21 protein-coding genes are annotated in these 26,110 nt (G+C 61.2%); 14 read left to right on the top strand and 7 right to left on the bottom strand.

Translation table 11 applies throughout. The features are described 5' to 3' along the window. Nucleotides 1-111 precede the first annotated feature (111 nt). Together lysS and ACL0K2_RS06600 are read left to right on the top strand one after the other, a co-directional pair. Complete coding sequence (lysS, locus tag ACL0K2_RS06605; RefSeq protein WP_045163071.1) at nucleotides 112-1,614, top strand: lysine--tRNA ligase; 1,503 nt, start codon at nucleotides 112-114, stop codon at nucleotides 1,612-1,614. A gap of 374 nt (nucleotides 1,615-1,988) precedes the next feature. Continuing rightward, nucleotides 1,989-3,284: a flavohemoglobin expression-modulating QEGLA motif protein gene (locus ACL0K2_RS06600; RefSeq protein ID WP_045163069.1), complete on the top strand. Its 1,296-nt coding sequence runs from the start codon at nucleotides 1,989-1,991 to the stop codon at nucleotides 3,282-3,284. A gap of 60 nt (nucleotides 3,285-3,344) precedes the next feature. Here ACL0K2_RS06600 and ACL0K2_RS06595 read toward each other — a convergent pair whose 3' ends face one another. From ACL0K2_RS06595 to dctP, 3 genes are all read right to left on the bottom strand, one after another. After that, entirely contained in the window at nucleotides 3,345-4,655 is a 1,311-nt protein-coding gene (locus ACL0K2_RS06595; RefSeq protein WP_413044066.1) for a TRAP transporter large permease, read from the bottom strand. Then, nucleotides 4,652-5,191, bottom strand: a complete 540-nt coding sequence (locus tag ACL0K2_RS06590; RefSeq protein WP_413044065.1) for a TRAP transporter small permease subunit — start codon at nucleotides 5,189-5,191, stop codon at nucleotides 4,652-4,654. The genes ACL0K2_RS06595 and ACL0K2_RS06590 overlap by 4 nt, the downstream gene beginning before the upstream one ends. Nucleotides 5,192-5,274: 83 nt before the next feature. Further along, complete coding sequence (gene dctP / locus ACL0K2_RS06585) at nucleotides 5,275-6,309, bottom strand: TRAP transporter substrate-binding protein DctP (RefSeq protein WP_052679336.1); 1,035 nt, start codon at nucleotides 6,307-6,309, stop codon at nucleotides 5,275-5,277. Nucleotides 6,310-6,740: 431 nt separating this feature from the next. Here dctP and ACL0K2_RS06580 point away from each other — a divergent pair, with 431 nt between their 5' ends. The 10 genes from ACL0K2_RS06580 (at nucleotide 6,741) to ACL0K2_RS06535 (ending at nucleotide 18,816) form a co-directional block, all read left to right on the top strand. Beyond that, nucleotides 6,741-7,235: a PaaI family thioesterase gene (locus ACL0K2_RS06580; RefSeq protein WP_045163277.1), complete on the top strand. Its 495-nt coding sequence runs from the start codon at nucleotides 6,741-6,743 to the stop codon at nucleotides 7,233-7,235. Further along, a complete protein-coding gene (locus tag ACL0K2_RS06575) occupies nucleotides 7,228-8,439 on the top strand; it encodes an acyl-CoA dehydrogenase family protein (protein WP_413044064.1) in 1,212 nt (403 codons plus the stop codon). Before ACL0K2_RS06580 ends, ACL0K2_RS06575 begins: the two co-directional genes overlap by 8 nt. Before the next feature lie 33 nt (nucleotides 8,440-8,472). Beyond that, nucleotides 8,473-9,240, top strand: a complete 768-nt coding sequence (locus tag ACL0K2_RS06570) for an SDR family NAD(P)-dependent oxidoreductase (RefSeq protein ID WP_045163065.1) — start codon at nucleotides 8,473-8,475, stop codon at nucleotides 9,238-9,240. 10 nt (nucleotides 9,241-9,250) lie between these two features. Next, a complete protein-coding gene (locus ACL0K2_RS06565) occupies nucleotides 9,251-10,321 on the top strand; it encodes a phosphotransferase (RefSeq protein ID WP_413044063.1) in 1,071 nt (356 codons plus the stop codon). After that, nucleotides 10,318-11,121, top strand: coding sequence for a 5'/3'-nucleotidase SurE (gene surE / locus ACL0K2_RS06560; RefSeq protein WP_045163063.1), 804 nt, complete (start codon nucleotides 10,318-10,320; stop codon nucleotides 11,119-11,121). Before ACL0K2_RS06565 ends, surE begins: the two co-directional genes overlap by 4 nt. After that, nucleotides 11,121-12,803, top strand: coding sequence for a long-chain fatty acid--CoA ligase (locus ACL0K2_RS06555; RefSeq protein WP_413044062.1), 1,683 nt, complete (start codon nucleotides 11,121-11,123; stop codon nucleotides 12,801-12,803). Before surE ends, ACL0K2_RS06555 begins: the two co-directional genes overlap by 1 nt. 65 nt (nucleotides 12,804-12,868) lie before the next feature. Then, entirely contained in the window at nucleotides 12,869-13,615 is a 747-nt protein-coding gene (locus tag ACL0K2_RS06550; RefSeq protein WP_045163061.1) for a class II aldolase/adducin family protein, read from the top strand. Between the two features lie 51 nt (nucleotides 13,616-13,666). Next, on the top strand, nucleotides 13,667-14,596 hold the full coding sequence (locus ACL0K2_RS06545; RefSeq protein WP_413044061.1) for a 2-hydroxyacid dehydrogenase: 930 nt from the start codon (nucleotides 13,667-13,669) through the stop codon (nucleotides 14,594-14,596). Nucleotides 14,597-15,580: 984 nt separating this feature from the next. Continuing rightward, nucleotides 15,581-18,016 (top strand): glycoside hydrolase family 19 protein, encoded by a 2,436-nt coding sequence (locus ACL0K2_RS06540; RefSeq protein ID WP_413044060.1) that lies wholly within the window; start codon nucleotides 15,581-15,583, stop codon nucleotides 18,014-18,016. Beyond that, complete coding sequence (locus tag ACL0K2_RS06535; RefSeq protein ID WP_045163057.1) at nucleotides 18,013-18,816, top strand: hypothetical protein; 804 nt, start codon at nucleotides 18,013-18,015, stop codon at nucleotides 18,814-18,816. The genes ACL0K2_RS06540 and ACL0K2_RS06535 overlap by 4 nt, the downstream gene beginning before the upstream one ends. Nucleotides 18,817-18,973: 157 nt before the next feature. On the opposite strand, the gene ACL0K2_RS06530 is transcribed toward ACL0K2_RS06535, so the two are convergent. Beyond that, the gene (locus ACL0K2_RS06530) at nucleotides 18,974-20,533 is read right to left on the bottom strand and encodes a class I adenylate-forming enzyme family protein (protein WP_413044059.1); all 1,560 of its coding nucleotides are present in this window, start codon (nucleotides 20,531-20,533) and stop codon (nucleotides 18,974-18,976) included. A gap of 282 nt (nucleotides 20,534-20,815) precedes the next feature. Between ACL0K2_RS06530 and ACL0K2_RS06525 the strand changes: the two genes are divergently transcribed. Beyond that, a complete protein-coding gene (locus tag ACL0K2_RS06525) occupies nucleotides 20,816-21,154 on the top strand; it encodes a hypothetical protein (protein WP_045163055.1) in 339 nt (112 codons plus the stop codon). An 85-nt stretch (nucleotides 21,155-21,239) separates the two neighbouring features. Here ACL0K2_RS06525 and ACL0K2_RS06520 read toward each other — a convergent pair whose 3' ends face one another. From ACL0K2_RS06520 to ACL0K2_RS06510, 3 genes are all read right to left on the bottom strand, one after another. Beyond that, nucleotides 21,240-22,043 carry an OmpA family protein gene (locus ACL0K2_RS06520; protein ID WP_239611797.1) on the bottom strand — a complete coding sequence of 268 codons (804 nt, stop codon included), beginning with the start codon at nucleotides 22,041-22,043 and terminating at the stop codon, nucleotides 21,240-21,242. Nucleotides 22,044-22,088: 45 nt separating this feature from the next. Next, nucleotides 22,089-22,484 carry a DUF4398 domain-containing protein gene (locus tag ACL0K2_RS06515; protein ID WP_045163053.1) on the bottom strand — a complete coding sequence of 132 codons (396 nt, stop codon included), beginning with the start codon at nucleotides 22,482-22,484 and terminating at the stop codon, nucleotides 22,089-22,091. Nucleotides 22,485-22,736: 252 nt separating this feature from the next. Beyond that, nucleotides 22,737-23,078, bottom strand: a complete 342-nt coding sequence (locus ACL0K2_RS06510) for a pilin assembly protein (RefSeq protein WP_239611798.1) — start codon at nucleotides 23,076-23,078, stop codon at nucleotides 22,737-22,739. A 199-nt stretch (nucleotides 23,079-23,277) separates the two neighbouring features. Between ACL0K2_RS06510 and ppc the strand changes: the two genes are divergently transcribed. Further along, on the top strand, nucleotides 23,278-25,914 hold the full coding sequence (gene ppc / locus ACL0K2_RS06505) for a phosphoenolpyruvate carboxylase (RefSeq protein WP_239611799.1): 2,637 nt from the start codon (nucleotides 23,278-23,280) through the stop codon (nucleotides 25,912-25,914). Nucleotides 25,915-26,110 lie beyond the last annotated feature (196 nt).

Below are 26,110 nucleotides of genomic sequence, written 5' to 3'. Positions count from 1 at the left end.
ATACAAGTAGGGTGGGCTTCAGCCGACCAAAACGGGGCAGTACCTGCTGCGGAGCACTTTCCGGCACGGTCGTCCCAGGATTCATCCAATCGATCCAGGCATTTTGAAACCATGAGCGAACAACCGCTGAACCAGCACGCCATCCAAGAGGAAGAAAATAGCCTGATCCTTCAGCGCAAGGAAAAGCTGGCCGCCGAGCGCGCCAAGGGCAATGTTTTCCCCAATGACTTCCGTCGCGACAGCTACTGCAACGACCTGCAGCTGAAATACGCCGACAAGACCAAGGAAGAGCTGGCAGAAGCGGCGATCCCGGTGAAGGTTGCCGGGCGCATCATGCTCAACCGCGGCGCCTTCATGGTGCTGCAGGACATGACCGGGCGCATTCAGGTCTACGTCAACCGCAAGACGCTGCCGGCTGAGACCCTGGAAGCCATCAAGCACTGGGATCTGGGCGACATCATCGCGACGGAAGGCACGCTGGCGCGGTCCGGCAAGGGCGACCTCTACGTCGAGATGACCGACGTACGCTTGCTGACCAAGTCGCTGCGTCCGCTGCCGGACAAGCACCACGGCCTGACCGACACCGAGCAGCGCTACCGCCAGCGTTACGTCGACCTGATCGTCAACGAAGAAACCCGCCACACCTTCCGTGTGCGTTCGCAGGTGATCGGCCACATCCGCAAGTTCCTCAACGAACGCGACTTCCTCGAAGTCGAGACACCGATGCTGCAGACCATCCCTGGCGGTGCCGCGGCCAAGCCGTTCGAGACCCACCACAACGCGCTGGACCTGCCGATGTTCCTGCGTATCGCGCCGGAGCTCTATCTCAAGCGCCTGGTGGTCGGCGGCTTCGAGCGGGTCTTCGAGATTAACCGCAACTTCCGCAACGAAGGTGTTTCGACTCGGCACAACCCCGAGTTCACCATGCTCGAGTTCTATCAGGCCTACGCCGATTACGAAGACAACATGGACCTCACCGAAGAACTGTTCCGCGAGTTGGCGCAGCTGGTCCTCGGCAGCACCGACGTGCCCTACGGCGACAAGGTGTTTCATTTCGGCGAGCCCTTTGCGCGGCTGTCGGTGTTCGATTCGATCCTCAAATTCAACCCGGACATCAGCGCCGCCGATCTGCAGGACATCGACACCGCGCGCGCCATCGCCAAGAAAGCCGGCGCCAAGGTGCTCGGCTTCGAGGGGCTGGGCAAGTTGCAGGTGATGATTTTTGAAGAGCTGGTCGAGCACAAGCTCGAGCAGCCGACGTTCATCACCCGTTACCCGTTCGAAGTGTCGCCGCTGGCGCGTCGTAGCAACGACGACCCGAGTGTGACCGACCGCTTCGAGCTGTTCATTGGCGGCCGCGAGATCGCCAACGCCTATTCCGAGTTGAACGACGCCGAAGACCAGGCCGAGCGCTTCCACGCGCAGGTCCGTGACAAGGACGCGGGTGACGATGAGGCCATGCACTTCGACGCCGACTTCGTCCGCGCGCTGGAATACGGCATGCCGCCGACCGCAGGTGAGGGCATCGGTATCGATCGTCTGGTGATGTTGCTGACCAACTCGCCGTCGATCCGCGACGTAATTCTGTTCCCGCATATGCGTCCAGAAGTCTGATCAGACCAGGACGCGCAAAATCCGCCGTGGACGGAGCCAATCGTCCTCGGCGACTGGCTGCGCCCGACATCGTTCTGCTGGCCTGCGTCGGTGCACGCAAGCGACGGACGGGCCATCCGCAGGTGGAACCGCCACGGACAGGCGCCACGCCGCAGCCGGCCGCGTTCGCCCATCGTGGTGGTTGCGTCAGCACCGAAGATGCACAGCTGAGCCGCATGGCACCACGATCGAGCGCTAGGCTCGATGGCTTCAGATCGGTCGTCGCCTGCCGAAAGCTTCATATATGGCACGCGGCGTTCGTGAACCGAACACGGAAGGCGAGGGCCCACTGATGTATAACTTGAACGCTACGGATCATCACTGACGAGGTACGGATGAATACCCGTAACAATCTCGATGAGTACCAAAGCACGGTGCGCGGCCTGTCCGATCGTATCGTCGAGGCGCAAACCCCTATGCGGGTGCTTGATGCGGTGAAGTGGGACGACAGCATTCGCCAGGGCTTCTTCGCCGCGGGTGCTCGCGAGCTGCCACAGGTTGATCGTGGGTATTACGAGGGACGGCCGCTGGGCTTCGATTCCAGTGCGAAGAAGGAAGAATTTCAGAATATCGAGCGTGACATCACGCGCCAGCTAGGACAGTTCAATCCGGTCGGGCAGATCATGCGGCGCATGTGCAAGGAGTACCGCATGGTGATCCGCATGCTCGAAGCGCGTGGCACCGCCGATTTCGGTCTGATTTCCCAAGAGCTTTACGGCGCCGCTTCGGACGCCTTTCACGCGGGCGATCCGACGCTGGCGGACCTCGGTCTGATGCTTTCCGACTACCTGAACAACATCGCCGACCGGGGCGATCTCAAAGACGAAGCCAAGACACTCAGTGCGCCGCAAGCCGTGGACATGTTGCAGCAGCGGCTGGATCTGGTGTTCGGTGAGGGTGAAGGCGTGATTCGCGTATTTGAATCCGACGGCATTCTCGCCGACGCCGCGGCGGGGGCCGACTACATCAAGATCCGCAGCGACGCGATGTTCAATGCCCGCGATGTGCGTGCGCTGGAAGTCCATGAGGGGCTGGTGCACGTCGGCACCACGCTCAACGGCCAGAACCAGCCGATCTGCACCTTCCTCGCGAAGGGCCCGCCGTCCTCGACAGTGACCCAGGAAGGCTTGGCGATTCTGATGGAGGTAATCGCTTTTGCCTCCTACCCGACCCGCCTGCGCAAGCTGACCAACCGTACCCGTGCGATCCACATGGCCGAGGAGGGCGCGGACTTTCTCGATGTGTTCGGCTTTTTCCGTGACCAGGGCTATACGGAGGACGAGTGCTACAGCAATGCCAGTCGGGTTTTCCGCGGCTCGCTCCCGAATGGTCTGCCCTTCACCAAGGACCTGTCCTATCTGAAGGGTTTCATCATGATCTACAACTATATTCAGCTGGCGGTGCGCAAGGGCAAGCTGGAACATATCCCGCTGTTATTCTGCGGCAAGACCACGCTGGAAGACATGCGTACCCTGCGCCAGCTGGTCGAGGAGGGAATGGTGGTGCCGCCCAAGTACCTGCCGCAGCAATTCCAGGATTTGAACGCGCTGTCGGCCTGGATGTGCTTTTCCAACTTCCTCAATCATCTGAGCCTGGATCGCATCGAAGCCGACTACGCCAACATCATCTGATCGGAGCGCACAAAAAAGCCGGAGCTTTCGCTCCGGCTTTTTCGTTTAAGCGGCCCGTCGTCAGAACAACGTATTCGGCAGGTAGGTTGCGATCTCTGGGAATAGCATGATGATGCCCATGCCAATGATGTTGACGATCACGAAGGGTATGACCGACCAGTAGATGTCTTTCATGGTGATGCCGGGCGGCACAATGCCTTTGAGGTAGAACAGGTTGAACCCGAACGGTGGCGTCATGTAGCCGATTTCCATGTTGATCACGAAAAGCACGCCGAACCAGATCGGATCGAAGCCGAGTGAAGCGACGATCGGCAGGAATACCGGCAGCGTGATCAGCATGATGCCGACAGGGTCGAGCAGCATGCCCATGACAAAGACGATCGCCATCATGAAAATGATGATGGCCCAGCTGCCCCCAGGCAGATCCATCATCAGTCCTTCGATCAGCGACTGCGCCCCCATACCTTGGTAGGCCGAGCTGAACGCGTGGGCTGCGAACAGGATCCAGGCGATCATACCGGTCAGTTTGAAGGTGCGGATAGCGGCTTCCTGCAGCACAGGCCAGTTCAGCTTGCGGTAGACAGCGGCTGAAATCAGCGCGCCGAACACGCCCATGGCGGCGGCTTCGGTGGGTGTGGTCAGCCCGCCGATGATCGAGCCGAGTACCATTACCACGATACCAATGGGCAGCAGCACCGCGCGTATCGCCCGTAGTTTCTCGCCCCAGCTGCCTCGCTCTTCCTTCGGCAGTGCCGGTGCGAGATGAGGTTGCAGGAAAGAGCGAACCAGCACGTAGGTGACCGTCAGCGCCACCAGCAACAGGCCCGGCAGCACTCCGGCGGCGAACATCTTGCCGACCGACTGGCCGCTGATCATGGCGTAGAGAATCATCATGATGCTCGGCGGTATCAGGATGCCCCAGCCGCCGCCGGTGTTGATGCAACCGAGCACCATGCGTTTGTCGTAGCCGCGTTCGAGCATGGCCGGTAGGGCAATGGTGCCCATCGCCACTACCGCCGCGCCGCTGATGCCAACCATGGCGCCGAACACCGCGCAGATGCCTAAGGTGCCGATCGCCAGCCCGCCGCGCATGCCGCCGCACCACAGGTGCATCATCCGATAGAGATCGCGCGCGACCCCGGTGCGCTCCAGCAACATCGCCATGAAGACGAACAAGGGAATAGCCACCAGGGTGAAGCTTTCCATGGTGCCCCACATCTGCGAGGCCACCATGTAGAAGGCATCGACGCCCCATGTGAAATACAGGAACAGTACCGAGACTCCGCCCAGCACGAAGGCCAGCGGCAGCCCCAGCACCAGGAAAAACACCAGCGTCAAAAAGAACAGCAGCGTGGTGATTTCGATGCTCATTGGGCATCCTCCGCGTGCTTGGCGCCGTTAGTGGGCTCGCGGCCCAGCGCGATCAGGATGTCCTGCAGCAGTTTGGCGATGCCTTGCAATAACAGCAGCAGGGTACCGAGCGGAATCATGATCTTGATCGGCCACACCGGTGGGTTCCACGCCGAATAGGAGGTTTCCATGCCCTGTACCGATTCCCAGGCCATGGAACTGCCGAAGTACAGCAGTGCGGCCATGAACAGGAAAAACATGCTCGAGGTGAAAATATCGACCCAGGCGCGAACACGCGGGCTGAAGGTTGAATGGAGCAGGTCGACGTTGACGTGGTCGCGGTGCGCCATGACGTAACCGCCGGATAGGACCACGTAGGCACCGAACAGCATCTGGCCGAGCTCGTTGGTCCAAGAGGTCGGGCTCGAAAACAGGTAGCGCATGAACACTTCGAGCAGCAACAGCACGAAGATCAGAAAGATCAGATAGGCCACCCAGCGACCGATGAATTCGTTGAGCCGGGTGATGCCATTGATGTAGGCATGAATCGCGCGCATGACGAGCCCTACGAGCAAGGGTTGAGCGGATCAGCTGCCCGGCGCGAGCTATCGCGCCGGACGAGCCGAACAGGCGAGGGGTGTCAGAGGTAACCGAGTTCGCCGAGGAAGGACTTGAGCTTCTTCAGTGCTTCGGCCGCCTTGTCGCTGCGCTGGCCTTCTTCTTCCCAGGTCTTCTGTGCCACTTCACGCAGGCGTTTTTGCACATCATCCGGCAGCGTGTTGACCTGAACGCCTTGCTCGGCCATGACCTTTCGCAGCGTGACCTGCTCCTGATACAGGTACTCGTTGGTGCGGTACCAGAACTGCTCGTCGAGGATCTGCTTGACGATTTCCTGGTCGCGCTCGGAGAGTTTCTCCAGCGCCTTCTGACTGATGATGATCACATCGGTGCCGGCGATGTTGAGCGCGGGCCTGACGTGGTACTTGGCCACCTCATAGAAGCTCATGCTCGCCGCGCCCTGCACCGCACCCCAGTGAGCACCGTCTACCACGCCGGTATCGAGCGCCGGATAGAGTTCGCCACCTGGCAGGTAGGTGGTCGAAGCGCCGGCCTCATCGAGGAATTTCTGCAGGGCGCCCGAGGAGCGGATCTTCAGCTTGGTGAAATCCTCCCAGCTGTTGATCGGCTTTTTCACCACCATCTCAGTGGGATAGACCTTGTCCGTCGACCAGTAGACGCCGTGCTGGGCCGCTTCCTCGCGGAGCATGTCCTCGAAGCCCATGTGCTTGTGGAAGTAGGACGCCTCCCAGACGTTATCGAAGGCGAAGGGCAGACCGGAGGCGATGCCGGCGAGGGTCATCTTGTCCTGTGCGTAGCCGGGGGAGATGGTGCCCATCTGGATGATGCCGCGGCTTACCGCGTTGAACGTCTCCTGCGGTTTGAACAGGGCGCCGGATTCGAACAGTTGCAGTTCGAGCCGGCCTTCGGTGCGCTGTTCGATCTGGTTTTTCAGGCGCACAAGACTGTCTTTGTAGGAGCTACTGGCGCTCGGCCAGTGCGATTGAACACGCCATTTCGTGACATCGGCGGCGGCCGCCATCTGCGGAAGCACTGCCGAGACCGCCAAGGCGACCAGGCTGGCTGGAACGAGCAGCTTCTTGAACATGGATTTCATATCGCGTCCTCTTCTTGTAATTGTCTGGCTGACGGCCATTTTCTAGCACTTGCTTCGCTTTGCGTTTCGCACAGCAAAACTGATTTTTACAAAGTTATCCGAAAGCTAACATAGCGGGGAGCTTTTTCAACCACTAGCAGAAGGCTATCGTCGCCCTTCTAATTTTTCATGATGTGTCCAAGCGGCTGGCTCGCCGGGCATATGGCACTTCGATACTGATCTTAGACCGTTATGTTTGTGGGGTATCATAATTCTGCCTGATGGAACTTGATTTCGAATTGACGCATGGTTTCAGTCGTGCCAGCTTCAAAAAGACGCAGACTCGCCATAAAAACAATCGAGAGGACAGGCCATGCGACTCCTTAAACAAGCATCGGGATGGAACCGCCCCGCGCAGATTCAGCGCAATGAAGCGGCCTGACGCTGACGCGATGCCAAGCGAAGCCCGGACAGACGGCTTGCCGATCAGCGGAGGCAAGGACCTGCCGGGTTTCCATCAGGTGCTGGGTTATCGCCAGGTGTCTTGGACTGACGACGAGGCGGTCATTGAGCTCGATGTACAGGCCTGCCACCTGAACATGGCCGGCGTGCTCCATGGCGGCGTGCTGACCTCGCTACTCGATGTGGTGCTAGCCGAGGCCGGTACCTATTGCCCCCATCCGGGACGGGTGCGCAAGGCCATCACGCTGGTGCTGAACACAACCTTCACTGGGCAGTGCTCAGGTGGTGTGATCCGCGCCATCGGCAAGCGGCGTGCCGGCGGCACCCGCATATTCAATAGCTCGGGCGAGATACGCGACCAGCACGACCGTCTATTGGCGATCGGCGAAGCGACTTTCCGTCTGCGCTCCGGCAGCGAGCACCCGCAAGGGGTGCCGTTAACGCTTCTGGCGGAGCACAACCAAAAGGAAAACGGCGATGTATGAACTGACCGGTAAAGCGCTACAACTTCATGAACGGCTTACGGCATTCATGGAAGCGCATGTCTATCCCAATGAGCACTTGTTCCACGAGCAGACCGCCTCGGCAGAAAATCGCTGGGCGCCGCCGCCAGTTCTCGAAGCGCTCAAAGCCAAGGCGAGGGAGCAGGGGCTGTGGAATCTGTTCCTGCCGGAAAGCGAATTCGGCGCCGGCCTGAGCAATTTCGAATACGCCCACCTCTGCGAAATCATGGGGCGCTCGCACGGTGCCGCCGAGATCTTCAACTGCTCGGCACCTGACACCGGCAACATGGAAGTGCTGACGCGCTACGGCACGCCGGAGCAGCAGGAAAAATGGCTCAAACCGCTGCTCAACGGCGAGATACGCTCCTGCTTTTCCATGACCGAACCGGAAGTGGCGTCGTCCGATGCCACCAACATCGCCTGTGAAATCCGCCGTGAAGGCGATGAATATGTGATCAATGGACACAAGTGGTGGTCGTCCGGCGCGATGGCGACCAGCTGCAAGATCGCCATCGTCATGGGTAAGACCGATCCCAGCGCTGAGCGCCATCGGCAACAGTCGATGATCCTCGTGCCGCTGGACACGCCCGGCGTGGAGATCACCCGGGCACTCCACGTGTTCGGCTATGACCATGCGCCCCATGGCCATGCCGAGATTCGCTACAACAATGTTCGGGTGCCGGCCAGCAACATACTGCTCGGCGAGGGTCGAGGCTTCGAAATCGCACAGGGTCGTCTTGGCCCGGGGCGCATCCACCATTGCATGCGCACCATCGGCGTGGCCGAACGCGCGCTACAGGCCATGTGCGAGCGCGTGCATTCCCGTGTGGCGTTCGGCAGGCCGCTGGCTGATTTCGATTCGATCCGCAAGGACATTGCTCGCTCGCGCATCGAGATCGAACAGACTCGCCTGCTGACCCTGAAGGCGGCGCGCATGATGGACACCGTCGGCAACAAGGTGGCGCGGCAGGAGATCGCCATGATCAAGGCGGCCGCACCGAGCATGGCGCTGCGGGTGCTGGATCGTGCCATCCAGGTGCACGGCGCCAAGGGCGTCTGCCAGGACAGTTTCCTGGCGGCGGCCTGGGCTCACCAGCGGACGCTGCGGTTGGCCGATGGCCCGGACGAGGTTCATCTGGACACCATCGCCAAACTCGAGCTGCAGAACTACTCCAGCAAGCGTTGAGCCTCCGACAAAACCTACAAGAAGGATGCCGTCATGAACAATCCGCTATTCGATCTATCCGGGAAGGTGGCGCTGATCACCGGCTCCACTCGCGGCATTGGCCGCTCCATCGCCGAAGAAATGGCCCGCTGCGGCGCGCGCGTCGTCATTTCCAGCCGCAAGGCCGATGCCTGCGAGACGGTGGCCGCAGAGCTCAAGGCTGAGGGTTTCGAGGCTATCTCGGTGCCTTGTCATGTAGGCCGTAAGGAAGATTTGCAGCGGTTGGTCAATACCACCCTGCATACCTGGGGGCGTATCGACGTACTGGTCTGCAATGCGGCCACCAATCCGGTCTATGGCCCGACCAGCGAGCTGACCGACGACGCCTGGGACAAGATCATGGACACCAACGTCAAGGGCACCTTCTGGCTGTCCAACATGGTGCTGCCGCAGATGGCCGAGCGTGGCGAGGGCGCGGTGATCATGCTCTCCAGCATCGCCGGGCTGCGCGGCAACACCGTGATCGGTACCTATGGCGTGTCCAAGGCGGCCGAGGCGGCGCTGGCCCGCAATCTGGCGGCGGAGTGGGGGCCGAAGGGCATTCGCGTCAATGCCATCGCCCCGGGACTGGTGCGTACCGATTTCGCCAAGGCACTGCTCGACGATCCGGAGCGGGTCCGCCGCGCCGCCGAAAGGACTCCGCTGCGCCGCATCGGCGAGCCGGTGGACATTGCAGGTCTGGCGGTGTTTCTGGCGACACCGGCCAGTGCCTATATCACCGGGCAGGTAATCGTCGCCGATGGTGGCGAAACCGCATGCTGAGGGACCGGTAATGAGCGAGCCCGAACTGATCGAGGTATTGCCGGCGCATCGTTTCGATGAGGCCGCGCTAGGTCGCTACCTGCGCCAGCATGTGCCAGAGATCGAAGATGGTCTGCAGTTGAAGCAGTTCCAGGGTGGTCAGTCCAACCCCACCTACCTACTGGAAAGCGCCGGTCGCCGCTACGTGCTGCGCAAGAAACCGCCGGGCAAGGTGCTGCCCTCGGCGCACATGGTCGAACGCGAATACAACGTGATCCGTGCGCTGTCCAAGCACACCCGTGTGCCGGTACCGCCTGCGCGCCTGTTATGCGAAGACGAAGGCATCATCGGCACGGCCTTCTATGTGATGGACTACGTTCCGGGACGAATCTTCAGCCACCCGGCGCTGGAAGAGCTGCCTAATCAGGACCGCCAGGCATTCCATCTGGCCGCCATCGACACCCTGGCCGAGCTGCACCAGGTCGATGTCGAGGCGGTCGGGCTTGGCGGCTTCGGCAAGGCTCAGGGTTACTTCGCCCGCCAGGTCAAGCGTTGGTCCGGCCAGTATCAGGCTTCGTGTACGGGCGACATGCCGGCGATGGAGCGGCTGATGCAATGGTTGCCGGAGCAGGCGCCGCAGCGCGACGAATGCGCCATCGCCCACGGTGACTATCGGCTCGGCAACCTGATCTTCGAACCGGAGCAGGCGAAGGTGGCGGCAATTCTCGACTGGGAGCTGTCGACCCTCGGCCATCCGCTGGCGGACCTCGCTTACTTCTGTTTGCCGTATCACCTGCCGGCGGGCGTCGAAGGCCTGCGTGGCCTGGTCGGGATCGATCTGAAAGCTCAGGGCATTCCATCCGAGCAGGAGTTGCTGGCGCGTTACTGCCAGCAGAGCGGGCGACCGAGCATTGAAGACTGGCACGTGTTCGTGGCGTTTTCGCTGTTTCGTCTCGCGGCCATTCTGCAGGGCGTTTATGCGCGTGCGCTGCAGGGCAATGCCAGTAACGCCGATGCGCTGCAGGTTGGACAACGCGCCGGTCTGCTCGCCGATGCCGGTTGGCGCATCGCCCAAGCCGGCGACGGAGGCGAGGCCCTATGAACGGTCCATTGCTGCGCCGCGTCCTGCTGACCAACGATGACGGCATCGCCGCGCCGGGGCTCGCACTGCTCGAGCGCATTGCGGCCCAACTGGCCGAGGAAGTCTGGATAGTCGCGCCTGAACATGACCAGAGCGGCACCGGTCAGGGTATCTCGGTGCATTCACCTCTGCGCGTGTATCACCATGGCGAGCGACGCTTCGCCGTCTCCGGGACGCCGTCGGACTGCGTGATGTTCGCCATGGCCGAATGGCTGCAGGATTCTCCGCCGGACCTGGTGCTCTCCGGCGTTAACAGCGGGGCGAACATCGGCGATTCCGTGCCTTATTCGGGCACCCTCGGTGCGGTGCTCAGCGCTGATCTGCTGGGCCTTCCGGCTATCGGCCTCAGCCAGGCCTTCCTTGATCGCACGCTGATCGATTGGTCGTGCGTCGAAACCTACGCGGCCACCACGATACGTGCGCTCTGGGCGCGTCGTGACGAAAACGGCTGTTGCTGGAATGTGAACTTCCCGGCTTGCTCGGCCGATGCGGTCAGCCATCTGCGACTGGCCCGGCAATCACGTGGTTCGATTGCCCGGCCGCGTCTGCAGGCGGGTCGGGACGGTCGTGGACTGCCGTACTGGTGGCTCGGTTTCGAGCACTCTTCGGCGCACCTCGTCGATCCCGAACTCGATGTCACCGCGCTGCGCGACAAGCGCATCGCCATCACTCCCTTGCGCGACACCCGGGGCTGGCTCGAGTGGGGCGAAGAACGGGCCATGGCCGAACTGGCCCTCCATAGCGATTCAGGAGTTCTTTAATGTTCACTCGTCATCACGCGGTCTGGCCCGAGGATCTGCCGAAACATCTGACGGTGCCGGAAACCAGTCTGTTCGCCAATCTGGAGATATCCGCGCGGCGTTTTCCGGACAAGACGGCGATCATCTATTACGACACCCTGATCACCTACACCGAGCTGCTGCGTGAAGTGGAAGCGCTGGCCGGCTATCTGCAGCACCTGGGGGTTGCCAAGGGTGATCGGGTGCTGTTGTACATGCAGAACTCACCGCAGTTCACCATCGCCTACTACGCGATTCTTCGTGCAGACGCGGTGGTGGTGCCCGTCAACCCAATGAACCACAGCGCCGAGCTGGAGCACTATCTGCATGACACCGGCGCTACGGTGAGTCTCTGCGGGCAGGAGCTGACCGGCTTCATCGCGCCGCTGGTCGGCACGGCGCAGCTGCGCCATGTGGTCGTCGCGGCCTATTCCGAATACGTGCGGCAATCCACCGACCTGGCCCTGCCGGCTGAGGTCCAGGCAGCAGCGGTCATACCGAGCTTCACTGGCGGCATCGGCTGGAATGAGGCCATCCGTGCTGGCCATACACCGGGGCCCCACACGGCCGGCCCGGACGATCTCTGCGTGTTTCCCTATAGCTCCGGCACTACCGGCGCGCCGAAGGGTTGCATGCACACCCATCGCTCGGCCATGGCGACGATCATCCACCGCGTGGTCTGGACCAACAGCACCAGTGAATCGGTGATCCTCGCCACGCTGCCGTACTTCCATGTGACCGGCATGCAGGGCGCCATGAGCGGGCCGATCTATAACGGCGGCACCGCAGTGATCATGACTCGCTGGGACCGCAAGGTGGCGGCCGAGCTGATCGAGCGGCACAAGGTGACCGGCTGGGTCAACATCGCCACCATGGCCATCGATTTCCTTTCAGACCCGGATCTGGAGCGCTACAACCTGTCCAGTCTGGTCAGCGTCGGCGGCGGTGGCGCGGCCATGCCCAAGGCGGTGGAGGAAAAACTGCATCGGCTGACCGGCCTGCGCTACATCGAAGGCTACGGCCTGTCGGAAACCATCGCCGCCACCCATATCAATCCGGTGCCGCGGCCCAAGGCACAGTGCCTGGGCATTCCGGTGTTCGATGTCGACAGCCGGGTCATTGATTTGCAGACGCAGCGGGAGCTGGGCCCCAACGAAGTGGGCGAAATCATCAGTCACGGCCCGCAGCTGTTCCAAGGCTACTGGAACCGCCCGGATGAGACCGAGCGCGCGTTCATCGAGCTGGACGGCAAGCGTTTCTTTCGCACTGGGGACATGGGCTACTACGATGAAGAGGGCTATTTCTTCCTGGTCGACCGGGTCAAGCGCATGATCAATGCGTCCGGCTTCAAGGTCTGGCCGTCGGAAGTCGAAAGCCTGATGTACCGCCACCCGGCGATCCAGGAGTGCTGCGTCATCTCGCGCCCCGATCCCAAGCGCGGCGAGACGGTGAAGGCCTGCGTGATACTGCGCGACGGTCAGGCCGGGCAGGTCAGCGAGCAGGACATCATCGACTGGTGCAAGGCCGAGATGGCGGCCTACAAGGCACCGGTTTACGTCGAGTTCGTCGCATCGTTGCCGCGTTCGTCCACCGGCAAGCTGATGTGGCGTGTCCTGCAGGAAGAGGAAAACCGCAAGCACGCGGCCGATACGCAAGAAGCCTGACGACACCGTGCCGACTGCAGGCCAATGCGCCACCTGGCGCCTTCGCAACCAATGGAGAAGATGCTATGCAAGATTCAACCTCGACGAATCGGGACGCGGAATGGCAGGTGCGCAAGGACCTTGCCGCGGCCTATCGGCTGGTGGCGCACTTCGGCTGGGACGATTTGGTCTTCACGCATCTGTCGGCGCGGGTGCCGGGGCCTGAGCATCATTTTCTGATCAATCCCTACGGTTTGCTGTTCCAGGAAATCACCGCCTCTTCGCTGGTGAAGGTCGACCAAGAAGGGCAGATCGTCCAGAGCGGCAGCCTGCACCGGGTCAATCCGGCCGGCTTCACCATTCACAGCGCCGTGCACATGGGGCGGGAAGACGCCGGTGCGGTGATGCATCTGCACGCCGCTGATGGCGTGGCAGTCTCGGCGCATCGCGATGGTCTGTTGCCGCTGAGCCAGACGGCGATGCTTTGTCTCGGTCATCTCTGCTATCACGATTACGAGGGCGTCGCGTTGGACCTCAGCGAACGGGAGCGATTGATTCGCGACCTCGGCGACAAACAGATGATGATCCTGCGCAACCATGGCGTGCTCACGGCGGGCGGCACCGTCGCCGAAGCCTTCACCTACCTCTATTTCCTGATGAAGGCCTGCGAGATTCAGGTGCGCGCCCAGGCCTGCGGTCCGACGCACACGCCATCCGCGGCCGCCATCGAGACCACTCGCCAACAGTCGACCGAGCTGGGCATGGTGTCGAAACTGACCTGGCCGGCACTGTTGCGCTTGCTGGAGGCCAACGGTCACGTCTACGCGATATAGCGCTACGCTAGCGCGATCCGCTTACCTGCCAGGGAATATTGCCGAGTGCCCATGAAGATTCTTTTCGTCGCCGCCGACCCCAAGCCCGAGCGCTGGACCAACTTGATCCAGCAGCATTTGCCGGACGCCGAGATCCAGGTCTGGAAGCCGGACAACCCCAGTTGGGAGGCCGACTACGCCATCGTCTGGCACCCGCCAGCGGCGCTGTTCGACAAGGAGCCGCAACTCAAGGCGCTGTTCAACCTCGGCGCCGGGGTGGATGCGCTGGTGCGGATACCGAACCTGCCACGCGATCTCCCGATTGTTCGCCTCGAAGACGCCGGTATGGCGGTGCAGATGGCCGAATATGTCGCCTATCACGTCATCGGTATCAGCCGTGACATGGACTACTACCGGGACCAGCAGGCGGCGGGCCAGTGGAAGCTGCGCCGGCCCATCGAGCGCAGTGAATGGCCGGTCGGCGTGCTTGGGTTGGGGCAGATCGGCCAGCGCGTCGCCCGCACGTTCGCTGCGCTGGACTACCCGGTCTGTGGCTGGGCGCGCTCCGATCATGCCATCGACGGCGTACGCAGCTTTGCCGGCGAGGCTGGGCTCGACGGGTTTCTCGGACAGACACGGGTATTGATCAACACCCTGCCGTTGACCGACAGCACGCGCGATCTGATCGACTATTCCCTGCTGTCGCGGCTAAGGCCCGACGCGGTGGTGATCAACGTCGGCCGCGGCGAGCATCTGGTCGACGAAGATCTCTGCCGGGCCATCGACGAGGGCAAGGTGGCCCGCGCGGTGCTCGACGTGTTCCGTGAGGAGCCGCTGCCCTCCGAGCATCCGTTCTGGCGGATGCCGCAGGTGACCATCACCCCGCACGTGTCGGCCCGCACCCTGCGCGAAGCGACCGTTGCCCAGATCGCGGAAAAGATCGTGGCGCTGGAAAAGGGTCAATCCATCAGCGGCGTCATCGATATACAGCGCGGCTACTGAGTCCCTGTAGAAACAGGCCCGAACGACCGGTTTGCCGCCACAAGCCAAAAACTTCGCCCCGAGGTCGGGGCTCCCACAGCTAAGTGGCCAACCGCACCCGGCCGTTGCGGGAGCCGCGCCCCGCGGCGAATGTAGGCCGCAGACCTGCCTAAGCGCTCAGGGTCATGTCGCGCTGAAGAACGGCCCATACTCGCTTCGCATCCAGAAGCCAAAACTTCGCCCCCAGGTCGGAGCTCCCACAGCTAAGTGGCCAACCGCACCCGGCCGTTGTGGGAGCCGCGCCCCCGCGGCGAATGCAGCTGCAGGCCTGCTTAAGCGCTCAGGGTCATGTCGCGCTGAAGAACGGCCCATACTCGCTTCGCATCCAGAAGCCAAAACTTCGCCCCCGGGTCGGAGCTCCCACAGCTAAGTGGCCAACCGCCCCCGGCCGTTGTGGGAGCCGCGCCCCCGCGGCGAATGCAGCTGCAGGCCTGCTTAAGCGCTCAAGCCTGCTGTCGTGCTGAAGAACGCCCCATACTCGCTTCGCATCCAGAAGCCGAAAACTTCATCCCGAGGTCGGGGCTCCACGGCTAACCGGCCAACCGCCCCGGCCGTTGTGGGAGCCGCGCCCCCGCGGCGAATGCAGCTGCAGGCCTGCCCAGCGAGGTACAACGCTTCATCCCGGAGCGGGCTTCTGTCCACAATCGTCCCGTTTTGGCTGTGGTTACCAAGGTCGGGAAGCATGTAGCAGCTCTGGGAAGAACTGGCGCTACTTGCTGCGGGCCATACGCCGAGGCCCATACCAAGCTGCGCAACTTACTGCGCAGCTTGGTTTTTTATCGCGAACCAGAACATAAAACCGCTCTATTCAATTGCACCCGCCAGGCGGTTTGTCGCAAGGTTGAGCGGCGAGGCAAAGGCTCAACCTCTCGGGTTGAAGGGACACAACACGCGCAGGCAATGAACGCCGGCGTTACCCAGGAAAAGGACTTTAGGTAAGTAGCCATGACGAGCAACGTTAACCATTGGAGCTATCCCTGTGCTGGCAACGCAGGCAATCCGTTAGCCAACCTGACCAGCTTGGCCCAGGCCAGGGGCGGCTACTACCCGATGGGCGCCAACGGCCTGTGGCATGGCGGTGTGCACTTCGACCAAGGCACCGCTGGTACCTTCGATCAGTCCAGCGTGCGTTGCATTGCCGACGGCGAGGTGATTGCCTACCGCATCGACGAGCAATATCCGATAAGCGAGTACACCGGCGAGATTCCGCTAATCAAGCGCGCGCTTTTTTCCACCGGGTTCGTGTTGGTCAGGCATCGGCTGGCACTTCCGTCATTGCACCTTGCGCCTGCATCGGACGCGTCAGAGCCGGCCTTGACGTTCTATAGCCTCTACATGCATCTGCAGGACTGGGCCGGATACCAAGCTCAAGCGAGCCTGCCACGCCCTGACTTCTGGGGCGAAGGGATCTATTGCGTCGAAACACAGGGCTCGGACCTCAATGTCCGTGCCGAGCCCAGCCAGAGCGCGAGCATATTGGCTGCTTTACCCAAGGGAACGCGGGTCAAGGTTGGCGCCAGCAACGGTCAGTTTCGCAAGTTGCTGAGCATTGTCAGCGGAGCGGCACGGCCTGCTCTGACGCCCGCCGATGGTGAGGGAATCCTACCGGGTTACCTGGCCTTTAAGTTCCTCAAGGCACAAAGCGAACCCAAAGCCAAAGGCAGCGTCGTGGTACTGGACCAGCCCGTGCCGATAAAGGCCGGCGGCCTTATCGGCCACCTCGGCCGCTATCAGAACCACGACGAAGCCATGCCCCAACCCCTGCTGCATCTGGAGCTATTCAGCTGCGATGATGTGCCTGCATTCGTTGCCCAGAGCAGGGCTTATGCCTCTCGCCTGCCGGAGACGCAGAAAACCCTGCTAAAGGTCTACAAAGGCGCCAGCAAACTGATTCCGCATCGCCAGGGCATTGGTGCCGACAATCCCCCCAGGCTCAGCGACGAAGGCGTGATGGTCGGCGTCGACCTCGTGCTGCCGCAGAGCCTGCTCGACAGCCTGCCGGCAGACGCCAAGCTGGTGGTGACGGCCAGCACTGGCGACATGTCATGCAGCCCCGAGACCCGTTGGTGGCGTCTCGATAACCTGCTGGCCGACAAGGACGGCCAGCCGATCAGCGGCTGGTTGGCCGAACAGGAAATGATCACTACTCGCCACAGCCCCTGGGAGTGGGAAGGCTACGACTTCATCGAAGACCGTGAACGCCCGGCAGGCGCCCTGGCGTATCACCTCGAAGCCCTGCGTCGGCTGATCGACAGCGAACGTGCTAGCTACAAAGGCATGATCGACCAATCCGACAAGGGCCCGGTCAAGCAACGCCTATATGCCATCCTCGACGGTAACGACGATCAAAAGGTCACTCCGGAAGAAATCCGAACTGCTCTCGGCAAGCCTTGGCACGCCCAATCCATCGCACAGCTGATCACCAAACATGAAAGCGAATGGCTCTGGAACCCGGACAAGTGGGACGAGCTGGATGAACTAATGGAACACAGCCCCGCCGATCCGAATCTGGACTGGACCGAAGAGAAGAAGCGGATCGAGAAACTGTCGTGGTGGAAGGAGTTGGGCGGGAAGCATGGGATTTCCGAAGACGGGGAAAGCTGGCATATACATGCCATGATGTTAATCGACAATTTTAAGACGAAGAGGGGCAATGCCTGCACCAAGTGCGGAAAGCAAATTGCGATAACCTATGAATTTCTGAGAAGGATATGCGGCAACTCTGCAGAAGATGGTTTTGTCAGAGATTTTGCTCTGCATGCTGACGGGCTATTTGAGCGGTATGGTGTGAATTCCTGTGCGCAAATAACCCATTTGCTTGCCCAAGCAAAGCATGAGACAAAGCGCTTCACTGCGTTTCGCGAATCGCTCTATTATTCCAGCTATTCAGCTCAGTCTCTCTATAACATGGCGCCGACAGCAATAAACAATGGTTTTTCCCGGAACGGCCTTACCTTTCCCAATCATGCTGCCAAACTCCAATATATTGAGGATCACCTGCTTAAGAATGACGCGGGATATGGGCAACATTGCTTTGGTAGTAACGAGTACCCTGGCAATGATTATCGAGGACGAGGTTTGCTCCACCTCACACATTACGCCAACTATCACGCTTGTGCCTTGGCAATAGGAAAGCCGATCGATGCGGAGCCTATTCTGGTGCAGAGTGACACCTCTGTGATTATCGAAACAGGACTTTGGTTCTGGAAAACCAACAACTTAAAAATATATGCTGAAAGCATCGACCTTACTGACGATGAGGCCGTGGAAAAAATCACACGGGTCATCAATGGTGGGGCCAAAGGCCTCGCAGAAAGAATACAATTCAAGCGAGAAATCACTGATGTATTCGTTGAACTATATGGAGCCTGTTCTTCATGAATAGCCTTGAGGCCATGTCATGTGTCATCACACTCTTTATCGCTCTCAATGCCTATGCAGCCGACTCGACCTGTACAGCATCTCAAAATGACCTATACCCCTCTGTGCGCCTAGGTATTAACACTGCCATACGATTTAATAAGGCGGAAGAATCGGTTGACCCGGATGGTGATATCTATCCCATCATGATATTCGAGCAAAAATGCGATACCAGTAGCGAAAAGCAGGTTGCTGAGCTTCCCTACCTTGGTGACCCGGGGAAGGTGGAGAGCGCCTTCTTGAAAGATGCAGATTTCGACGGAATTAGCGAGCTTTTTGTCATTCATCGGGCAACTCTTTACTCGGATACCGGCACAAGCTATGGCTCCGATTACTTCACGACCCTGGTATACAGGCCCAGGTCAGCAGAAAAATACGAACTGGACGAGCGTATCAGCAACTACTTTGGTTCAGGTGCGGATGTTCTGTCGTCACCGATTAGCGACGATCTTATATACAAGCACCCTTACAAGTCCAAAGCACAGGTAGAAAGCGAGCTTGACTCCACGCGATATAGAGCTTGGCTCGAACAAAAACGTGTTGTCACCCGGATCATGAGAAAAACCTACCTATACGATCAAGCCAACACCGCAGATAAGACCACCAGTTATCTGGTAGCAGGGGATCAGATACAGGTGCTCGATCGGCAAGCGGGATGGTTGGAGGCTGTGTTCCACAATAAAAAGGGTGACATCAAAGGCTGGGTTCTGTGTCGGGACACGCTCGAATGTTCGGATCAGAACCGCTCTCTAAAAAAATAAACTGAAACCAGTCGCCTTGGGCTACTAGGAGCGCAACGGCCTTTGCTGTGGTTAAAGCGCCTTGAGGCCGAGCGCTGCAAGACCAAACCCGACGCTGGATAAGGCCACTGACCTGCCTTGACCCACCAAGGCGTGCCAATACGTCGGGTATTCCCCATCAAGCGGCCGTGCCGTGTTCCGCCAGATACCGATCCCGCAGCTCGCGCTTGAGTACCTTGCCGATGGCACTGCGCGGCAGTTCGTCAGCTAGCTCCAGGCGTGCCAGGCGCTGGGTCTTGCCAACGCGTCCGTTGAACCAGTCCAGTAGCGCTTCGGGTGCCACCGCAGCGCCCGTGACGCGCACCACGAAGGCCACCGGGGTCTCGCCCCAGCGTGTGGACGGCACGCCGACCACGGCCACGTCGGCGATGGTCGGGTGGTGGCGCAGGATGGCCTCGAGATCGCTCGGATAGAGGTTGAAGCCGCCAGAGATGATCATGTCCTTCTCGCGGTCCAGCAGGGTGAGAAAGCCCTGCTCATCGAAGCGACCCACATCGCCGGTGCGGATGAAGCGCTTACCGCTGGGGTCGAACCATTCAGCTTCGGCGGTCTTCTCCGGTTTGTTCAGGTAGCCGGTCATCATGGCCGGGGAGTGACCGACAATTTCGCCGATTTCCCCTTTGGGTAGTTCGTTGCCCTCGTCGTCAATGACGCGAATATCGTGGCCCTCGGCGGGTTTGCCGACGGTATGCAGCTTGTCGGGGTGCTCGTGGGCGGCCAGGATGCAGGTACCGCCGCCTTCGGTCATGCCATAGGTGTCGACCAGCCCCCCCGGCCAGCGTGCCAGCACCTCGGCTTTGAGCGCCGCGTTGAACGGTGCGCTGGTGCAGAACTTCTGCCGGAAGTGGCTGAGGTCGTACTGGTCGAAGTCGTCGCGCGCCATGATCCGCTGGTACTGCACCGGCACCAGCATGGTATGGGTAACGCAATGCTGCTGGGCCAGCCTCAGGTATTGGCCGGCGTCGAACTTGCCCATCAGCACCACCGTGCTGCCCAGCGCCAAGGTCGGCAGGAAGGCCACCAACGTGGTGTTGGAGTACAGCGGCGTGGAAATCAGCGTGGTGGCATCGTCATAACCATAGGCGGCGCTGCGGCGCACGTGGGCCCAGCGCATGGCATGGGACTGCACGATGCCCTTGGGTTCTCCCGTGGTGCCTGACGAATAGATGATGTTGAACGCCCAGGCCGGCTGGATCGTCACGGCCTCAGGCGTCGCATCGCTCAGCCAGGCGGACCACTCATCCTGCTGATCCAGCCGCATCGTTGTACAAGGCAGCTGTGCCGCGACCGACTGTAGGTGCTGAGCCGATAGCGCATCCAAGCACAACAGGCGGGGCGAGGCGTCCGCCAGCATGGTCAGCAGGCTGTCGGCACTGGCGGACGGAGCCAGCGGCGCGACTGTCATGCCGGCGCGCAACGCCCCGAGAAATGCCGTGGCGTATTCGATGGAATTCAGCGCGCAGATCGCCAACACGTCGCCGGATTTCATGCCATCGCGCTGCAGTGCGCAAGCGACCCGGTTCATCTGTGCATCCAGTTCGGCGAAGCTCATGCTCCGCTCGTCTTGGAGCAAGGCGGGGTGATCGGGCCGCCGTTCGGCCCAGTGCGCAATCAGATCGGGAATCGCCGCGAAAGGTTGGTCGAGAAGAAGGGCGTCGGGGCGGTCAGAAAATTCCATGGCTGGCTCGTCCTGTCGAATGGGGAAAGGCGGCGCCGTGCAACAGCAGGCACGGCAGGCACCGGAATGGAAACCACCTTCAGCGGTAAACGCGCGTGCGTGAAGTGTTATTCGTACCGGCGATGACGAGCAATCAGTACAGACCAGCCTTACCACCTGTGGGCGCCATTGCCGAATGGCCGTTACGGTGGCCGTGTTGCATGTCCGGTCGGCCAAGCTCGCGTCCCTCGGCGCGCTGATTTTTTGCGACAATGCCGCCTCTTTGATCAGGCGAATCCGTCCATGTCCGAACGCAATCCCATCCCGCTGATCCTTACCGCTATCGGCAGCGTCATCGGCACCGTTGCGGTGCTCACCTACTATGGTTATGTGCACATCGCCAAGCCGGAAGACGCGCTCTTGCTGGCTGACTACACCATGCTCAAGACCGTTCCGGGCGAAGACTATCGCGTCTCGCTGAAGCCGGCACCGCAGGTAGCCGAATGCATCGACGGCGTGCTGGTGCTCTTCGACACCGAGCAGAAGGGCCTGAGCGGTGTGCTGGTGGATAACAAAAAGCGTGCGATTCGTTGCATGGGGCAGAAGGTGCCGGCTGCCGCAGAGCCAGCAACCAGGCCCTGAGGCGTCGCTTCGGCGCAAAAAAAAGCCCGCCATGATGGCGGGCCTCGACGATAGATGCTCTCAGCCGTATGACGGCAGCGCAGTATCACTGCATCGATGAGCGCGGTGCCACACGCTGGTTGTCGTTAGAGATGGTGACCTCGACACGGCGGTTCATTGCCCGACCTGAGTTCGAGTCGTTGCTCGCCACCGGATACTCTTCTCCATAACCGACCGCCTGGATGCGCTGCACATCGACCCCGGCGCGGGTCAGTGCGCGCCGGACGGACTCGGCACGGCGTTCGGACAGCTGCTGGTTGTAGGAGTCCGAACCGGTGCTGTCGGTATAGCCCTCGACCACCACCTTGCGCTCGGGATTTTCATTCAGGAAGTCGGCGAGCTTCTGTATGCCGCGCATACCGGCCGGCTTGAGCTCTGCCTTGTTGAGATCGAACAGCACATCGCCGAAGGTCACCAGTGTGCCGCGCTCGGTCTGTTTGGCTTGCAGATCCTGCTGCAACTTGCGGATTTCGTCCTGCTGGCGCTTGAGTTGTTGCTCGCGAGACTCGAGCCGGGCTTCGGCGCGCTTGGCGGACGCCTTCTCGATCTCCTGCTCGGCAGTACGCAGGGCGATGGTCTGCTCGGCGAGCTCGATGCGCCGCTTGGCCAGATAGGCGAGCTGATCGACTTTTTCCTCGTCGGCATCGTTGAGGTAGGCCTGGTTGGCCTTTTCCAGCATCTTGCCCGCATCTTCGGTTTCCAATGCGGCCAGTTGGCTGGAGCGCGCGTCGGCCTGCAGTTGCGAATATTGCCCGCGCGCTTGCTCGAGGTTCTGGTTGGGCTGCGAAGAACAGGCTGCCAGTCCGATGGTCACGGCGAGTAGGGTAGGGAGCGTCAGTAATTTATTCATAGCGAATCATCCTGTGTTGAAGGCGTGGAGAGTTGATCGTGGTGATCACTGGACGCTGCGCATGCTTTCTTCGCGCAGTTCCTGAATACCCCGGTTGGCGTCCTCTACAGCCTTCTGCGCTTTGGCCGCCTGAGCCTTGCGCTCGGCGACGCGTGCATCCCACTCGGCTTGTTCGGCCAGCTTGCGCGCTTCGTCGTAGTTCTCTTTCTGCATGGCCAGTTCGGCCTGCTTCCATTTTTCCTGCGCGGCGCGCATTTCCACCGCGGCATATTCGGTGCCGCCCGCGCTGACCGCGCTGCGCACTGCGGACTCGGTGACCGCGAACTGTTCATTGGGTGGATTGCCGGCACAACCAACCAGCAGCAGACCTCCCAGCGCAACGGCTGCCAGCTTGGGTAGCTGAAATCTCGATAGGGGGCTTTCGATGGTGTTCGTTTTCATAGCCAGTCTCCAGTGGAAGATCGGGAACGGTGCCCGCGAGCCGTGTGTTTGGCCCCTAGGGAGGACCCAGCAATCAGAACGGGCATGTTTTTGTGAGGGCGTCAGGCCGCAATCGTTCCAGTGAAAAGCCAAACGGAGCGCCTGAAGATGGCTTTTTAGAGCTGTCGAGAGAAAAGCGGGGCGGCCGGATGAGAACGCCTCGCTGAGTTGAACGGCTGGCCGGCCGGGGGCCGGCCGTGTCCGTGGTGGGTGTCAGGACTCGGCCGATTGCTCGGCCAGCAGGCGTTCGAGATGCTTGCGCGACAGGGCGAGAAAACGCGGTGTCGGGCCGACGTCTTCATAGATCGGATCGCCTTGCTCGTCGGTCGAAATCACCTTGGTACCCCGTTGGTAGGGAAGACTGGTCTCGATGCCTTCGAGCGCGGCGCCGACCAGTTCCCCCAGCAGTTCCTCGGTACTGCGCTTGGGATACATCTCCGCCAGCGCGGCCAGCCGCGCGGCGCTTTCGACGTCCAGTGGAATGGTGTATCGAGTGGCGCTCATGCGCCCGGTGGCGCTGCTTTCCCATTCACGGACAAGTTCTGAAATCTTCATCTAGCTCCATCCTTAGCCCGCCGTGGCGAGCGATATTGGCGTGTAATGCGAGCGACCGTCGAACAGACTTGCCTCGCGACGCCTTGTCTTCGACGGACACGCTGGGCACTCTGTTTGGAGGGTTCTTACAGCGTAGCCGTTCAGCATCGGTTGCATATCGGTTGTGAGCCTTTGGGGGCGCAGCCTGAGGAGACAGAACATGGCGAAGATCGACGCGCGGTTGCGCGAGAACGTTCACCTGCTCGGCGAATTGCTGGGCAACACCATTCGCGAGCAACACGGCGATGCCTTCCTCGACAAGATCGAACGCGTCCGCAAGGGTGCCAAGGGCGCACGCCGTGGTTCGGCCGACGGGGCCAGACTGTTGAAGGAAACCCTCGACGGGCTGGCCGACGACGAGCTGCTGCCGATGACCCGCGCCTTCAATCAGTTCCTCAATCTGGCCAATATCGCCGAGCAGTATCACCAGGTGCGCAGGCGTCGGCCCGGCGAGCCGGCTCCGTTCGAAATCGGCGTGCTGGGTGGCCTGCTAGAGCGGCTCAAGGGCGAGGGGTTCGGGCAGGAATTTCTGGCCCGGCAGGTGGGGCGGCTGGATATCGAACTGGTGTTGACGGCGCACCCGACCGAGGTGTCGCGACGCACGCTTATCCAAAAATACGACGCCATCGCCGCGCAACTGGCTGCACGCGATCACACCGACCTCGGCACGGCGGAGCTGGCACGTATCGAACTGCGCTTGCAGCGGCTGATCGCCGAAGCCTGGCACACCGAGGAAATCCGTCGCAGCCGGCCGACGCCAGTGGAAGAGGCGAAGTGGGGCTTCGCCGTTATCGAGAATTCGCTCTGGCAGGCGCTGCCCAATGTGCTGCGGCAGACCGACCAGGCGCTCAAGCGCAGCACCAGCCTGCACTTGCCGCTGGATGCGGCGCCGATCCGCTTCGCCTCCTGGATGGGCGGTGATCGCGACGGCAATCCCAACGTGACGGCAAAGGTGACCCGTGAAGTGTTGCTGCTGGCGCGCTGGGTGGCGGCGGATCTGTTCCTGCGCGATATCGAGGGGTTGATTACCGCCCTGTCGATGCAGGCTGCCAGCGAAGAACTTCTGCGTCACAGTGGCGAATCGGCCGAACCCTACCGGGCATTGCTCAAGGGCCTGCGCGAGCGACTGCAGGCGACGCGCGATTGGGCCAGCGCCGCGGTTGAACATGACCAGCCGCCACCCCCTGCCGTGCTACAGGACAACCGTGAGCTGCGCGAACCGCTGGAACTCTGCTATCACTCGCTGCATGCCTGCGGCATGGGCGTGATCGCCGACGGCACCTTGCTCGACTCCTTGCGTCGGGTGGCCGCGTTCGGCCTGTTCCTGGTGCGCCTCGATATCCGCCAGGACTCGACCCGGCATGTCGCGGCGCTGGCGGAAATCACCGATTACCTGGGGATTGGCCACTATGACCAGTGGGACGAGCAACAGCGCCTGGATTTCCTCCAGCGCGAGCTGAACAATCGCCGCCCGCTGCTGCCACCCCATTTCCAGCCGTCTGCCGAGACCGCCGAAGTGCTGGCGACCTGTCGTGTGGTGGCGCAGGCACCCGGTGCATCGCTTGGCTCCTATGTCATCTCCATGGCCCGCGGCGCGTCGGATGTATTGGCGGTGCAGTTGCTATTGAAAGAGGCGGGCCTGCAACGACCGATGCGGGTCGTGCCGCTGTTCGAGACGCTCGACGACCTGAACAATGCAGGCCCGACCATCGATCGGTTGTTGAGCTTGCCCGGCTATCGCCAGCGTTTGCATGGTCCGCAGGAAGTGATGATCGGTTATTCGGACTCGGCCAAGGACGCCGGCACCACGGCCGCCGCCTGGGCGCAGTACCGCGCGCAGGAAAGCCTCGTCGAGATCTGCCGCCAACACCAGGTCGAATTGCTGCTGTTCCATGGCCGTGGCGGCACCGTTGGGCGCGGTGGCGGACCGGCTCATGCGGCGATCCTCTCGCAGCCGCCCGGATCGGTAGCGGGGCGTTTCCGCACCACCGAGCAGGGCGAAATGATTCGTTTCAAATTCGGTCTGCCGGATATAGCTGAACAGAACCTCAGCCTGTATCTGGCGGCGGTTCTGGAAGCAACGCTGCTGCCGCCACCCATGCCGGAGCCGGACTGGCGCGAAACCATGGAGCAACTGGCTAGCGCTGGGGTCAAGGCCTACCGCGGGGTGGTGCGTGATCACCCGCAGTTCGTCGAGTATTTCCGGCAGGCCACGCCCGAGCAGGAACTCGGACGCCTGCCGTTGGGCAGCCGTCCGTCAAAACGCCGTGAGGGTGGCGTCGAGAGCCTGCGGGCAATCCCGTGGATATTCGCCTGGACCCAGACACGGCTGATGTTGCCCGCCTGGCTTGGCTGGGATCAGGCGCTACAAGCCGCACTGGAGCGTGGCGAAGGTGATCGACTGAAACAGATGCGGCAGCGTTGGCCGTTCTTCAGTACCCGTATCGATATGCTCGAGATGGTGCTGGCCAAGGCCGATGGCGACATCGCCAAGCGCTACGACGAGCGCCTGGTCTCTGCGCAATTGCAGCCCCTGGGTGAGGATTTACGTGACAGATTGTCGCAGGCGGTGGCGGCGGTACTCGATCTGACCGGTCAGTCCGAACTGCTGGCACACAGCCCCGAGACACTTGAGGCGTTCAGTCTGCGCAATACCTATCTCGACCCGTTGCACCTGATGCAGACCGAGTTGTTGGCCCGCTCACGGCAACAGCGGAGCCCGGCGGAAAGCCCTCTGGAGCAAGCCTTGCTGGTCAGTGTCGCAGGTATTGCTGCCGGGTTGCGCAACACTGGCTGACGGCATGAGAGGACGGCGCGTGGCGCGTCGGGTAAACGTCGTCACGCCCGCGCGGCGACGTTTTACCGCCCTCACCCTTGGCGGCAGGCTCACCGCAAAGGGGGCCATGAGGGTCGCTTGTCTGCTTTCTGTGCGCTGTGTATCGTGTTCAACCTTTTGTCGCATGGCGGCAAACCCGATTTTTTGATTCGCCAGA

The sequence above is a fragment of the Pseudomonas sp. YJ42 genome, assembly GCF_047225135.1.
GTDB lineage: Bacteria > Pseudomonadota > Gammaproteobacteria > Pseudomonadales > Pseudomonadaceae > Stutzerimonas > Stutzerimonas stutzeri_E.
Note: the sequence above shows the minus strand (reverse complement) of the source record. Positions and strands in the feature narration are given on the sequence as shown.